11 protein-coding genes and 1 pseudogene are annotated in these 13,104 nt (G+C 72.3%); 7 read left to right on the top strand and 5 right to left on the bottom strand.

What is annotated here, in order from left to right; translation table 11 throughout:
* Nucleotides 1-196: 196 nt before the first annotated feature.
* Nucleotides 197-2,029 carry a phosphoenolpyruvate carboxykinase (GTP) gene (locus A8713_RS20010; protein WP_064534948.1) on the top strand — a complete coding sequence of 611 codons (1,833 nt, stop codon included), beginning with the start codon at nt 197-199 and terminating at the stop codon, nt 2,027-2,029.
* A 254-nt stretch (nt 2,030-2,283) separates the two neighbouring features.
* Nucleotides 2,284-2,460, top strand: coding sequence for a hypothetical protein (locus A8713_RS33220; RefSeq protein ID WP_107440674.1), 177 nt, complete (start codon nt 2,284-2,286; stop codon nt 2,458-2,460).
* An 82-nt stretch (nt 2,461-2,542) separates the two neighbouring features.
* Here the strand turns inward: A8713_RS33220 and A8713_RS20015 are convergent.
* From A8713_RS20015 to A8713_RS20025, 3 genes and pseudogenes are all read right to left on the bottom strand, one after another.
* A pseudogene (locus A8713_RS20015) lies at nt 2,543-3,049 on the bottom strand (GNAT family N-acetyltransferase).
* 145 nt (nt 3,050-3,194) lie between these two features.
* Complete coding sequence (locus A8713_RS20020) at nt 3,195-3,617, bottom strand: SCO4983 family protein (protein WP_064534949.1); 423 nt, start codon at nt 3,615-3,617, stop codon at nt 3,195-3,197.
* Nucleotides 3,618-3,719: 102 nt separating this feature from the next.
* The gene (locus tag A8713_RS20025) at nt 3,720-4,931 is read right to left on the bottom strand and encodes a pyridoxal phosphate-dependent aminotransferase (RefSeq protein ID WP_064534950.1); all 1,212 of its coding nucleotides are present in this window, start codon (nt 4,929-4,931) and stop codon (nt 3,720-3,722) included.
* 278 nt (nt 4,932-5,209) lie between these two features.
* On the opposite strand from A8713_RS20025, the gene A8713_RS20030 reads away from it, so the two are divergent.
* Nucleotides 5,210-6,049: a S1 family peptidase gene (locus A8713_RS20030; RefSeq protein ID WP_018565124.1), complete on the top strand. Its 840-nt coding sequence runs from the start codon at nt 5,210-5,212 to the stop codon at nt 6,047-6,049.
* 21 nt (nt 6,050-6,070) lie between these two features.
* Here A8713_RS20030 and A8713_RS20035 read toward each other — a convergent pair whose 3' ends face one another.
* The gene (locus A8713_RS20035) at nt 6,071-7,720 is read right to left on the bottom strand and encodes an N-acyl-D-amino-acid deacylase family protein (protein WP_064534951.1); all 1,650 of its coding nucleotides are present in this window, start codon (nt 7,718-7,720) and stop codon (nt 6,071-6,073) included.
* 108 nt (nt 7,721-7,828) lie between these two features.
* Nucleotides 7,829-9,100, bottom strand: coding sequence for an alanine racemase (locus A8713_RS20040; protein WP_064534952.1), 1,272 nt, complete (start codon nt 9,098-9,100; stop codon nt 7,829-7,831).
* Between the two features lie 139 nt (nt 9,101-9,239).
* Between A8713_RS20040 and A8713_RS20045 the strand changes: the two genes are divergently transcribed.
* From A8713_RS20045 to A8713_RS20060, 4 genes are all read left to right on the top strand, one after another.
* Complete coding sequence (locus tag A8713_RS20045; RefSeq protein ID WP_064534953.1) at nt 9,240-10,301, top strand: sugar kinase; 1,062 nt, start codon at nt 9,240-9,242, stop codon at nt 10,299-10,301.
* Nucleotides 10,298-11,083 (top strand): IclR family transcriptional regulator, encoded by a 786-nt coding sequence (locus A8713_RS20050; RefSeq protein WP_064534954.1) that lies wholly within the window; start codon nt 10,298-10,300, stop codon nt 11,081-11,083. The genes A8713_RS20045 and A8713_RS20050 overlap by 4 nt, the downstream gene beginning before the upstream one ends.
* The gene (locus A8713_RS20055; protein WP_064534955.1) at nt 11,080-11,490 is read left to right on the top strand and encodes a RidA family protein; all 411 of its coding nucleotides are present in this window, start codon (nt 11,080-11,082) and stop codon (nt 11,488-11,490) included. Before A8713_RS20050 ends, A8713_RS20055 begins: the two co-directional genes overlap by 4 nt.
* A gap of 132 nt (nt 11,491-11,622) precedes the next feature.
* Nucleotides 11,623-13,098 (top strand): GntP family permease, encoded by a 1,476-nt coding sequence (locus A8713_RS20060; RefSeq protein ID WP_064534956.1) that lies wholly within the window; start codon nt 11,623-11,625, stop codon nt 13,096-13,098.
* Nucleotides 13,099-13,104: the final 6 nt, after the last annotated feature.

The following is a 13,104-nucleotide window of genomic DNA, read 5'->3' on the forward strand; positions in this document are numbered from 1 at the left end:
CCGCCACGCAAACGCAAAAAACCGCTGTGACCGTGGGATTCCTCACCCTGCTCACTTGTGCGGCCCTCTGGACAGATGGGCACCCGCGGCGGATGATCAAATGAGTGCGGTCGGCACCGGATGAGCGGCTACGAAGCATCCGGGTCGCAGCCCCCACGGGGCGACAAGTCAGAAAACCCCTCATTTAGGAGCGATCGTGGCGCGCGACATCGCGGCTCCCCCCGTCATCCCGACCAACCACAAGGACCTGATCTCGTGGGTCGACGAGATCGCGGAACTCACGCAGCCGGACCGGGTCGTCTGGTGTGACGGATCCGAGTCCGAGTACGAGCGCCTGTGCGGGGAGCTCGTCGAGAAGGGCACGTTCCGCAGGCTCGACCCGATCAAGCGCCCCAACTCCTACTACGCGGCCTCCGATCCGTCCGACGTGGCCCGCGTCGAGGACCGGACGTTCATCTGCTCCGAGAAGGAGGAGGACGCCGGCCCCACCAACCACTGGAAGGCCCCCGCCGAGATGCGGGAGATCTTCCGGGGCGAGGGCGGCGAGGGCGGCATCTTCCGCGGCTCGATGAAGGGCCGGACGATGTACGTCGTCCCGTTCTGCATGGGCCCGCTGGGCTCGCCGCTGTCCGCGATCGGCGTCGAGATCACCGACTCCGCCTACGTCGCCGTGTCCATGCGCACCATGACCCGCATGGGACAGCCGGTCCTCGACGAACTCGGCGACAACGGCTTCTTCGTCAAGGCCGTGCACACCCTCGGCGCCCCGCTGGAGCCCGGCCAGGCGGATGTCCCCTGGCCGTGCAACTCCACCAAGTACATCTCGCACTTCCCCGAGGACCGCGAGATCTGGTCCTACGGCTCCGGCTACGGCGGCAACGCGCTGCTCGGCAAGAAGTGCTACGCCCTGCGCATCGCCTCCGTGATGGCCCGCGACGAGGGCTGGCTCGCCGAGCACATGCTGATCCTCAAGCTCACCCCGCCCACCGGCGAGGCCAAGTACGTCGCCGCCGCCTTCCCCAGCGCCTGCGGCAAGACCAACCTCGCCATGCTGGAGCCCACCGTCTCCGGCTGGAGCGTGGAGACCATCGGCGACGACATCGCGTGGATGCGGTTCGGCGAGGACGGCCGCCTGTACGCGATCAACCCGGAGGCCGGCTTCTTCGGTGTCGCCCCCGGCACCGGCGAGCACACCAACGCCAACGCGATGAAGACGCTGTGGGGCAACTCGGTCTTCACCAACGTCGCCCTCACCGACGACAACGACGTGTGGTGGGAGGGCATGACGGAGGAGACCCCGGCCCACCTGGTCGACTGGAAGGGCAACGACTGGACGCCCGCCTCCAGCGCCCCGGCCGCGCACCCCAACGCCCGCTTCACCACGCCCGCCGCCCAGTGCCCGATCATCGCGCCGGAGTGGGAGGACCCCAGGGGCGTGCCGATCTCGGCGATCCTCTTCGGCGGCCGCCGCGCCAGCGCCGTACCGCTGGTGACCGAGTCCTTCGACTGGAACCACGGGGTCTTCCTCGGCGCCAACGTCGCCTCCGAGAAGACCGCGGCGGCCGAGGGCAAGGTCGGTGAGCTGCGCCGCGACCCGTTCGCCATGCTGCCGTTCTGCGGCTACAACATGGGCGACTACATGGGCCACTGGGTGGACGTCGCCAAGGGCAGGGACCAGTCCCTGCTGCCGAAGATCTACTACGTCAACTGGTTCCGCAAGGACGACGAGGGCAGGTTCGTCTGGCCGGGCTTCGGCGAGAACAGCCGGGTGTTGAAGTGGATCGTCGAGCGCCTGGAGGGCAAGGCGGAGGGCGTGGAGACGCCGATCGGGATCCTGCCGACCGAGGCCGCCCTGGACACCGACGGCCTGGACCTGTCCGCCTCCGACCTGAAGTTCCTGCTCACCGTCGACAAGGACGTGTGGCGCGAGGAGGCCGCGCTGGTCCCGGAGCACCTGAAAACCTTCGGTGACCACACGCCCGAGGAGCTGTGGGAGCAGTACCGCGCGCTGGTCGAGCGCCTGGGCTGACCGGGCGGGCCCCTCGTCGGCAAGAGGCCCGCGAGGGACCGTCCCCGTGAGCTCCGCGGCCGGTCGCGACCTGCCCTGACCTGCACCGTCGCTCCGGCCGGCCGCGGCCGGACCGGCGGGAGGCCGGACCCGTACAACGGCGTACGGGTCCGGCCTCCCGTGCGTGTGCGCTCACCCGTTCGGCTCAGCCCGCCGTATGGCCGGGCGGGCTGCGGGGTACCCGGGAGTCCCCCGTCGAAGGAGCGTGATCAGGCATGGCTGGAGACGGCGACTTCTACAAGCACGACCGTCCGGACAACCCCGACCTGGACGAGGACCGCCCGCGCGGCGGCGGCCCGGAAGAGCCGCAGGGCCGCGGGAACTGGCCGGTCTGGGCGGTGATCCTGGCGATCCTGGTGCTGTTCGTGCTCTTCGTGGTGATCTTCGGCTGAGGCCGGGACCGGGAGCGGGCGGGGCAGGGCGGCGGGGCCACGTGCCGGTCCCCGTCCGTCCGTCCGGCCGGCCGGGGGGGTCTCACAGCTCCCGCTGGAACAGCAGCGTGTCCAGCCAGCGGCCGTGCTTGTACCCGACCGCGGTGAGTCTGCCCGCCTCGGTGAAGCCGAAGCGGCGGTGCAGCGCGACCGACGCCTCGCCGCCGGGATCGGTGATCACCGCGACCACGCGCCGCGCCCCGGCGTGCCCGCAGGCGTCGAGCAGCGCGCCCAGCAGCGCGGCGCCCAGGCCGCGGCCGGTGGCGTCCGGGGCGAGGTAGAGGGAGTCCTCCACGGTGTACCGGTACGCGGGCTTGGGCCGGTACGGACCCGCGTGGGCGAAGCCCGTGACGCGGCCCGCCTCCTCGGTGACGAGGAACGGCAGACCGCGCGCGAGGAGGTCGTCGTACTTGCGTTCCTACTCCGCCAGGGGGCGGGGCGCCTCGTCGAAGGTGGCGACGCCGTGCAGGGCGTGGTGCCCGTAGACGGCGGCGACCTCGGGGAGGTCGGTGCGGCGGGCGGGCCGGACGGTGGCGCGGGGGACGGTCACGTTTCTCCTCCACCGGGTCCACCGGGTGCGGCCGCGCGGGGTGTGTGGCGCCCGGTCCGCGCGTCGCTGCGGGTGCGCGCGGACCGGGGCCGTGTGCGGGGCCCTCGGAGAGGGCCGGGTGTGCCGTCAGGAATGACGGCGGGCGCTACTGGGCGGCACCGCTCAGTTCCGGGGGCTCTCCCTGCGCGGCGGCGTGCGCGTCCATGCGCTCGGCCGCCAGGATGGCCGCCGCCGTGTCCGCCCGGGAGGCGGCGACGACGAGCGCCCGTCCGGCGAGCGCGTGCGCCCGCCGGTGCAGGAGCGGCAGCTCGGTGACCGCGGCCACCGGGGTGCGGACCGGGGGGCGGCCCGCCCGCAGCCGGGTCACCTGCTCGGCGAGCCGGTCGGCCGCCGTGTCCAGGTCGGCCGCCGGGGCGAGGGTGCGCAGCTCGTCGGTGACGGCGAGCAGCGCCGCGAGATGCCCGGCGAGCTGGATGTCCAGCTCCTCCTCGCGGGAGCGGTGGGGGAAGTCCGAGGTGGTGCCGGCCATCGTGCTGTGGACCGACTTGCTGCGGATCGGTTCGTACATGGGACGGCCTCCTGTGCTCTGACAGAAGACATCCTACATTAGAACCTGTCTAAGGTTGAGTCGGTTCGCGGAAGCGGTCCGCGGGACCACGCACGGTGAGCGTCAGGGCTGGCCGTAGCCGTCCAGGAAGGTGCCGATCCGGCTCACCGCGTCGCGCAGATCGCCGACCGAGGGCAGGGTGACGACGCGGAAGTGGTCGGGCTCGGGCCAGTTGAAGCCGGTGCCGTGGACGACCATGATCTTCTCGCGGCGCAGCAGGTCGAGCACCATCCGCCGGTCGTCCTTGATCTTGAAGACCTTGGGGTCCAGGCGCGGGAACAGGTACAGCGCGCCCTTGGGGCGTACGCAGCTGACGCCCGGGATCTGGGTGAGCAGCTGGTGGGCGGTGTCCATCTGCTCCTTCAGCCGCCCGCCGGGCAGCACCAGGTCCTCGATGGTCTGCCGCCCGCTGAGCGCGGCGACCACGCCGTGCTGGCCCGGCATGTTCGCGCACAGGCGCATGTTGGCCAGGATGGTCAGGCCCTCGATGTAGGAGTCGGCGTGCGCGCGGGGGCCGGAGACCGCCATCCAGCCGACCCGGTAGCCCGCCACCCGGTACGCCTTGGACATCCCGTTGAAGGTGAGGGTCAGCAGGTCGGGCGCGACGGACGCGGTCGGGGTGTGCACGGCGCCGTCGTAGAGGATCTTGTCGTAGATCTCGTCGGAGCAGACCAGCAGGTTGTGCCGGCGGGCGATGTCGGTGAGGCCCTTGAGCACGGCCGGGTCGTAGACCGCGCCGGTCGGGTTGTTCGGGTTGATGATCACGATCGCCTTGGTGCGGTCGGTGACCTTGCGCTCCACGTCGGCGAGATCGGGCATCCAGTCGGACTGCTCGTCGCAGCGGTAGTGCACGGCGGTGCCGCCGGAGAGCGAGACGGCGGCGGTCCACAGCGGGTAGTCCGGCGCCGGGACGAGGACCTCGTCGCCGTCGTCGAGCAGCGCCTGCATCGCCATCACGATCAGCTCGGAGACGCCGTTGCCGATGAAGACGTGCTCGACGTCGGTCTCGATGCCGAGGGTCTGGTTGTGCATGACCACGGCGCGGCGGGCGGCGAGCAGGCCCTTGGCGTCGCCGTAGCCGTGGGCCGTGGAGACGTTGCGGAGGATGTCCTCCAGGATCTCCGGGGGGCACTCGAAGCCGAACGCGGCCGGATTGCCGGTGTTCAGCTTCAGGATGCGGTGACCGGCCGCCTCCAGCCGCATCGCCTCCTCGAGCACCGGTCCCCGGATCTCGTAACAGACGTTGGCGAGCTTGGTCGACTGGATCACCTGCATGTCTGGGAGCTTACGGCCGGGTAACGCCCGGTGGCTCGTGTTTTCCGCCACTTGAGACACCCGGCGGCCCGCTTCCCTCGCGCGGGTGAGGCGACCGGCGCGGCTGACGCGCCCCGGGGCCCGCCGCCCGGGACCCCTCGGTGGCCCCGCGCACCGGGGGAGAACCCGCGATGCCGTGACGGCTTCTTGTCCACGCCCGCGCAGGCCATCACAATGCGCATGACAAGAGGGCGGCCGGAAGATCTCCGGTCGCTCACGTCCGAAGAGGGGACCCCCACATGAACAAGCCTCTCCTGGCCGCGCTCGCGACCCTGGTGATCACCGGGGCCGGCGTGGCACCCGCCGCGGCCTCGGCCCAGGCCGGGAGCACGGCACCCGCCGCCAAGGCCGTCGACTTCGCCGGGACCGTGGCGCTGAGCAACTGCTCCGGCTCCGTCATCCGCTTCCCCGCCTCCGCGGACAGCGACCCGGCGCTCGTGCTCAGCAACGGCCACTGCCTGGAGACCGGGTTCCCGTCGCCCGGCCAGGTCATCGTCAACCAGAGCTCCAGCCGCTCCTTCGGGCTGCTCAACTCGGCCGGCTCCCAGGTCGCCACGCTGCGCGCCAACAAGGTCGTCTACTCCACGATGACCGACACCGACGTCACGATCTACCAGCTCACCCGCACCTACGCGCAGATCAGGAGCTCCTACGGGATCAGCGCGCTGACCGTCAGCGACACCCACCCGGTGGCCGGCACCGCGATCAAGGTGGTCTCCGGCTACTGGAAGCGCACCTACAGCTGCAACATCGACGGGTTCGTGTACCGCCTCAAGGAGGGCGGCTGGACCTGGAAGGACTCGGTCCGCTACACCTCCTCCTGCAACACGATCGGCGGCACCTCCGGCTCGCCCGTCATCGACACCGCCACCGGCAAGGTCGTCGCCGTCAACAACACCGGCAACGAGGACGGCGAGCGCTGCACCGAGAACAACCCCTGCGAGGTCGACGAGAACGGCAACGTCACCGTCCGCGAGGGCATCAACTACGCCGAGGAGACCTACCAGATACCGGCCTGCTTCAAGGCCGGCAACCAGCTGGACCTGAACAGGTCCGGCTGCGTCCTGCCCAAGCCGTAGCGGCCGCGGCGGGGCGGCCGGTCACACCGGAGTGCGGCGGACCGCCCGCCCCGCCAGGACGTCCGTGCGCCGCCCGTCCTCGATCACGAACCGGCCGTCGATCAGGACGTACGGGATCCCCGTGGGCAGCGCGCGCGGCTCGGCGAAGGTCGACCCGGCCGCCACCGTGGCCGGGTCGAACAGCACCAGGTCGGCACGGTGCCCCTCGCGGACCACACCGCGGTCCGGCAGTCTGAGCCGGGCCGCGGGCCGCGAGGTCAGGTGCGCCACGCACTCCTCCAGCGACAGCACTCCCAACTCCCGTACGTAGTGCCCGAGGTAGTGCGGGAAGGTGCCGTAGGCGCGCGGATGCGGCTTGGTGCCCTGGAGGATGCCGTCGGAGCCGCCGGTGTGCACCCGGTGGCGCATGATGGCCCGCACGTTCTCCTCGTGGCCGACGTGCTGGAGGATCGTCGTGCCGAGCCGGTCGGCGAGGAGCAGCCGGCGGGCGACGGCCCAGCGGCTCTCGCCGCGAGCCGCCGCCGTCTCGGCGACGGTGCGGCCGACATGTCCGGCGAGCGCGGGATCGGTGACGCCGGAGATCTCGATGGTCTCCCACTCCACCGGCACACCGTGGCAGCCGTCCGAGCCGGTCACCTCCAGGTGGTGGCGGATCCGCTCGGCGGTGTCGTCGTCGGCGAGCCGCTCCAGGATCCGCTCCGGGCCGCCCTCGCTCGCCCAGCCCGGCAGCAGCGCGACCAGCGTGGTGCAGCCCGGTGTGTAGGGATAGGTGTCGAGGGTGATGTCGGCGCCCGCCGCGAGCGCGTCGTCCAGCAGCGCCAGCAGCTCGGGCGCCCGGCCCTTGTTGGGGCCGAAGTTCATGGTGGCGTGCGCCAGGTGCAGCGGGCAGCCCGCGGCCCGGGTCAGCTCCACCATCTCCGCGTACGCCTCCAGCGCCCCGGCGCCGTAACTGCGGTGGTGCGGGCAGTAGTAGCCGCCGTGGCGGGCCACCACCCGGCACAGCTCGGTCAGTTCGGCGTCCTCGGCGTACATCCCGGGCGTGTAGGTGAGCCCGGAGGACAGGCCCACCGCGCCCTGCTCCAGGCCCTCGGCGACCAGGCGCCGCATCCGCTCCAGTTCGTCCGGGGCGGCCGGGCGGTCCTCCCAGCCGACCGCGAGGGCGCGCACGGTGCCCTGCGGGATCAGATAGGCCGCGTTGACGGCGATGCCCTCGCCGCCGAAGCCGCGGTCCAGCCGGTCCAGGTACTCGCCCACCGAGCGCCAGTCGAAGTCGATGTCGTCGCCGTGGCCGTTCCAGCCGGAGATCGCCCGGCGCACCTCGGCCAGGGTGCGGTCGTCGACCGGCGCGTACGACAGGCCGTCCTGCCCGATCACCTCCAGGGTGACGCCCTGGGCGGCCTTCGCGCTGTGGTCGGGGTCGCGCAGCAGGGCCAGATCGCTGTGCGCGTGCATGTCGACGAAGCCGGGGGAGAGGACCAGGCCCTCCGCGTCCAGCTCGCGCCGGGCCCGCGGGCGCTGACAGCCCGCCGCGGCCGCCTCCTTGACGATCGACACGATCCGGCCGCCCCTGACCGCCACATCGGCGCGGTAGGAGGGGGCGCCGGTGCCGTCCACGACATCCGCGTCCCGGATGACGAGATCGGTGAGATCGGCCGGCTCGACCGGATCCATGGGTGGCTCCTTCCACCGGTGCCGCCGCCTTCGGTGGCTCCCGGAAGAACGTACGGGTATACGGGTGCGGACGGGTGTCCGCGAGGGAGTGGTCCGGAAGGACGGGGTCTAGAAGAACGTGCGGACGTAGTCGACGACCGTGCCGTCCGCCTCGGCGACCGGGATCAGCTGCCACTTGTCGAAGGACGTGCACGGGTGGGACAGGCCGAGGCCGATCCAGTCGCCGACCGCGAGGTCGGCCTCCGGATCGGTGGCCAGCCAGGTGTGCTGGTCGGACAGGCCGGTCACGGCGATGCCGTCCGCCGGGCGCTCGGCGCCGTCGCGGCGCACCACCTGGGCGACGGGCAGATCGAGGTCGTAGGCCGCGTCCCGCTTGCCCGCGTTGGCGAACGCCTGCCCCTCGGCGGGCCGGGAGACCACCTGCGCCCACAGCCGGAAGGCGGGCTCCAGGGCGCCTTCCTGCGGGACCCGGTTGAACGGGGTGATCTCGCGGTAGTGACCGTCGTCGTGCGAGACGTACGCGCCCGAGCGCAGCAGCTTGAGCACCGGCCGGGACAGCTCCGGGACGCCGGCGAACGCGTCGGCGACCGCGTCGAACCAGGCGCTGCCGCCCGCGCTCACCACGATCTCCTCCGCGTCCGCGAACCGGCCCGCCCGGTCGAGGGCGGCGGCGAGGGCGACCAGCCGGTCCAGCCAGGCCCGCACCCGCTCCGGGTCCGCCCGCGGGACCTCGCCCTCGTACCCGGCGACCCCGGTCAGCCGCAGGGTGGCCGCGGCGGCGACCGCGTCCGCGACCGCCGCGCACTCCGCCTCGGTGCGCGCCCCGGTGCGCGCGCCCTCGCCCGCGCCCAGCTCCACGACCACGTCGAGCGGACGGGTGGCACCGGCCTCGCGCAGCGCCGCGTCCATCAGTTCCGCACCGCGCACCGAGTCCACGTAGCAGACGAGGCGGAAGGCCGGGTCAGCGGCGAGTTCGGCGGCGGCCCAGCGCAGGGCGGCCGGATCGACCAGTTCGTTGGCGAGGAAGATCCGCTCGACGCCGAACGCCCGCGCCACCCGCACCTGGTGCGGCAGCGCGAGGGTGATGCCCCAGGCGCCGTACGCGAGCTGGCGGTGGAAGAGCTGCGGGGCCATGGAGGTCTTGCCGTGCGGGGCGAAGGCGAGGCCGTGGCGGGCCGCGTAGGTCTCCATCAGGCGCAGGTTGTGCTCCAGGCGCTCGGCGGACAGCGCCAGCACCGGCGTGGTGAAGCCGCCGGTGAACAGGTCGCGGCGCTGGGCCGCCAGCTCGCCCACGGTCAGCCCGTCCGCGTCCGGCGGAAGGCCCTTGAACCGGTGGTCGACCCGTTCCTCGGCCAGGCGTGCCAGCGCCTCGGTGTTCATGGAGCCTCCCTGATCAGGTGAATTGCAATATGTGCAACAACCGTTGCACGTTACGCTTAATGCTGTCTAACATCTCGGCCACGCGAGGTCAACGAAAAGCCCCGCATCCCGCCCCCCGTACCGAGGAGCTACGAGCATCGTGACCGCCACCGGACCCTGCAACGGCCCCGACGTCGTGGACGTCGCGGCGCTCGGCGAGTCCATGGTCACGTTCCTGCCCTCCCGGCCCGGCCGCCTCGCCGACGTGCCGTCCTTCGACCGCGCCATCGGCGGCGCCGAGTCCAACGTCCTGTGCACGCTCGCCGCCGCCGGGCACTCCGCCCGCTGGGTCAGCCGGGTCGGCGCCGACGGTTTCGGCGACCACCTGGTGGAGGCCATCGGCGCCCACGGCGTCGACGTCGCCCACGTGGGCCGCGACACCGCACGCCCCACCGGCGTCTACTTCCGCACCGCGGGCGACCGGGCCACCGACGCCCACGAGGTCGCCTACTACCGGGCCGGGTCGGCGGCCTCCGCGATGACCGCGGACACCGTCGCCACCGCCGCCCTGGACGCCTGCCGCGTGCTGCACCTGTCCGGCATCACCGCGGCCCTGTCCGCCGGCTGCCTCGGCCTGCTGCGCGCCCTGACGGCGCCCCGCACCGGCCGCCCGCTGGTCTCCTTCGACGTCAACTTCCGGCCCGGACTGTGGCCCGACCCCGCCGGGGCCAGGGTGCTGCTGGACCTGGCCCGCGGCGCCGACCTCGTCTTCGTCGGCGACGACGAGGCCCGCGAGGCATGGGGACTGCACGGCGGAACGGACATCCTCGACGCGCTGGACGGACCGCGCACCGTCGTCGTCAAGCACGGCGCGGACGGCGCCACGGTGTACGAGCGGACCGGCGCCACGGCACGGGCCACCACCACCTTCGTCCCGGCCCCCCGGGTCGACGTCGTCGCCCACGTCGGCGCGGGCGACGCCTTCGCCGCCGGATTCCTCTCCGCCACCCTGCGCGGCCTGCCCGCCACCGCCCGGCTGCGCCACGGCCACCTGACGGCCGCCGCCGCGCTCACCGTCCCCGGCGACCTCGCCGCACCCCCAGCCCGCGGGCGCGCCGACCGGCTGGCCGCCCTGGACGAGGCCGCGTGGGGGAGACTGCGACTCGGCCCCGGCTGGACGAGCACCGCTGAAGGGGCCGAGGAGGAGGTACGTACGCCATGAGCCAGACCGTCGACCGCGCGCTGAGCATCCTGCCGCTGCTCGCCGAGGGGCCCGCCGACCTCGGACGGGTCGCCGACCATCTCGGCGTCCACAAGTCCACGGCGCTGCGCCTGCTGCGCACCCTGCACGAACACGGCCTGGTCTACCGCCAGTCCGACCAGCGCTACCGGCTCGGCGCCCGGCTCTTCGCGCTCGCCCAGGAGGCGATGGAGAACCTCGACATCCGCGAGATCGCCCACCCCCACCTCCTCGCCCTCAACGAGACCTGCGGTCACACCGTGCACCTCGCGGTCTACGAGGAGAACGAGGTGCTGTACATCGACAAGGTCGACAGCCGCTACCCGGTGCGCATGTACTCGCGGATCGGCAAGCCGGTCGCGATCACCGTCGCCGCCGTGGCCAAGCTGCTCCTGGCCGACCTGCCCGAGAGCGAACGGCGCGCGATCGCCGAGAGGCTCGACTACCCCCTCTACACGGCCCGTTCGACCCCCCACGCCGCCGCCTTCCTCACCGAGCTGGCGACGGTGCGCGAACAGGGCTGGGCCACCGACCTCGGCGGCCACGAGGAGTCCATCAACTGCGTCGCCGCCCCCATCCGGGGCGCCGACGGCCGCGTGGTCGCCGCGATGTCGGTCTCCGCGCCCAACGTCGTCGTCACCGCCGACGAACTCCTCACCCTGCTCCCGCTGGTGCGCCGCACCGCGGCGGCCATCAGCGGCGAGTACTCCGGGAGAACCCCCGTACCCGCCCCCACCACCACACCGCACAGGGACACCGCATGACCGAGAAGACCGCACTCACCCCGTCGACCCACACCGTGCCGCCCGCCAAGTTCTCCCACGGCGTGAAGAAGGGCAACATCCTCCAGGTCGCCGGGCAGGTCGGCTTCCTGCCCGCCGAGGAGGGCAAGGCCCCCACCCCCGCCGGGCCCACCCTGCGCGAGCAGACCCTCCAGACCCTCGCCAACGTCAAGGCGATCCTCGAAGAGGGCGGCGCGGGCTGGGACGACGTGATGATGCTCCGCGTCTACCTCACCGACGTGGACCACTTCGCCGAGATGAACGCGATCTACAACGCCTACTTCGAGGAGCAGGGCCTCACCCAGCCGCCCGCCGCGCGCACCACCGTCTACGTCGGGCTGCCCGCGGGACTCCTCATCGAGATCGACGCGCTCGCCGTCCTCGGCTGACGCCTTCCTCGCGACCCACCCCGCTCGTACCACCGCACGTCCCCCTCACGGCGCGGCGCCCCCCACCCCTCCGGGCGCCGCGCCGCGATCCTCCCTGCCCGAAAGCTGCATGTACTCACGCAGAGGACCCCCATGTCCCATCCGCTCGCCGCGGCAGCGCCGCAGACACCCCCGCACACCGGCGGACTCCTCCTCCTGGTCGACGGCACGACCGGGCTGCTCCTGGTGGCCGGGATCGGCATCGCCCTGCTGCTGTTCCTGATCATCAAGGCGCGGCTCCAGCCGTTCGTCGCGCTGCTCGCCGTCTCCATAGCCGTCGGCCTGCTGGCCGGCCTGTCGGTCACCGAACTGTTCGGCACCGTCCAGCGCTCGGACGCCGTCTCCACCATCGAGTCCGGGATGGGCGGCATCCTCGGCCATGTCGCCGTCATCATCGGCCTGGGCACCATGCTCGGCGCCATCCTGGAGGTCAGCGGCGGAGCGGAGGTGCTCGCCTCCCGCCTGCTGGGGCTGTTCGGCGAGAAGCGCGCCCCGCTCGCCATGGGCCTGACCGGACTGATCTTCGGCATCCCCGTCTTCTTCGACGTGGGCATCTTCGTCCTGGCGCCCCTCGTCTACGCCGCCGCCAAGCGGGGCGGCAAGTCGATCGTCCTGTACTGCATGCCGCTGCTGGCGGGCCTGTCCATGACCCACGCCTTCCTGCCGCCGCACCCCGGCCCGGTGGCCGCCGCCGGGCTGCTGCACGTGCAGCTCGGCTGGATCATCCTCATGGGCGTCGTCTGCGGCGTCCCGGCGGTGCTGGCCGCCTGGGCGTACTCCGCGTGGATCGGCAAGCGGGTCTTCGTCGAGGTGCCGCAGGACATGGTCGAGGCGGCCGAGGAGGCCAGGCGGGCGGTCCTCGCCGAGCAGCGTGCCTCCGGAGTGCGGCCCAAGGAGTCCCCGGTGCCGCTCGGCGCGGTCCTCGGCATCATCGGCACCCCGCTGGTGCTGATCCTCGCCGCCACCTTCTCCTCCGTGGCCCTGGACCCGTCCACCGGCCGCTCGGTGATCGAGTTCTTCGGCCACCCCTTCGTGGCCCTGACCATCGCCCTGGTGCTCGCCTACTACCTGCTGGGCATCCGCCGCGGCTGGTCGCGCAAGTCCCTGGAGACCGTCTCCACGGCCTCGCTGAAGCCGGTCGGCAACATCCTGCTGGTGGTCGGCGCGGGCGGTGTCTTCGGCGCCGTCCTCAAGGCCAGCGGGGTCGCCCAGGCCCTCTCGGACACCTTCAACGGCGTCGGACTGCCGGTCATCGTGCTGTCGTACCTGATCTCGCTGGTGCTGCGGGTGGCGCAGGGCTCGGCGACGGTGGCGATCGTGACCACGGCGGGCATCGTCGCCCCGCTGCTGGCCGAGGGGCACCACTCGCAGGCATTCGTGGCGCTGGTCATCATGGCGATCTCGGCCGGCTCGATCTTCGCCTCGCACGTCAACGACGGCGGCTTCTGGATGGTGGCGAAGTACTTCGGCATCAGCGAACGGGACACGCTGAAGACGTGGACGGTCCTGGAGAGCGTGCTGTCGCTCGCGGGCTTCGCGGTGGCGGCGGTGCTGAGCCTGTTCGTCTGACCGGAC

It is taken from the genome of Streptomyces sp. SAT1 (assembly GCF_001654495.1).
Lineage (GTDB): Bacteria > Actinomycetota > Actinomycetes > Streptomycetales > Streptomycetaceae > Streptomyces > Streptomyces andamanensis.

What these genes read in the sequence shown, in the direction of transcription:
- A8713_RS20035 (WP_064534951.1), bottom strand. Translation starts at nt 7,720, where the DNA reads ATGGATCCGGTCGAGCCGGCCGATCTCACCGATCTCGTCATCCGGGAC.
- A8713_RS33220 (WP_107440674.1), top strand. Translation starts at nt 2,284, where the DNA reads ATGGCTGGAGACGGCGACTTCTACAAGCACGACCGTCCGGACAACCCC.
- A8713_RS20060 (WP_064534956.1), top strand. Translation starts at nt 11,623, where the DNA reads ATGTCCCATCCGCTCGCCGCGGCAGCGCCGCAGACACCCCCGCACACC.
- A8713_RS20050 (WP_064534954.1), top strand. Translation starts at nt 10,298, where the DNA reads ATGAGCCAGACCGTCGACCGCGCGCTGAGCATCCTGCCGCTGCTCGCC.
- A8713_RS20025 (WP_064534950.1), bottom strand. Translation starts at nt 4,931, where the DNA reads ATGCAGGTGATCCAGTCGACCAAGCTCGCCAACGTCTGTTACGAGATC.
- A8713_RS20030 (WP_018565124.1), top strand. Translation starts at nt 5,210, where the DNA reads ATGAACAAGCCTCTCCTGGCCGCGCTCGCGACCCTGGTGATCACCGGG.
- A8713_RS20055 (WP_064534955.1), top strand. Translation starts at nt 11,080, where the DNA reads ATGACCGAGAAGACCGCACTCACCCCGTCGACCCACACCGTGCCGCCC.
- A8713_RS20040 (WP_064534952.1), bottom strand. Translation starts at nt 9,100, where the DNA reads ATGAACACCGAGGCGCTGGCACGCCTGGCCGAGGAACGGGTCGACCAC.
- A8713_RS20020 (WP_064534949.1), bottom strand. Translation starts at nt 3,617, where the DNA reads ATGTACGAACCGATCCGCAGCAAGTCGGTCCACAGCACGATGGCCGGC.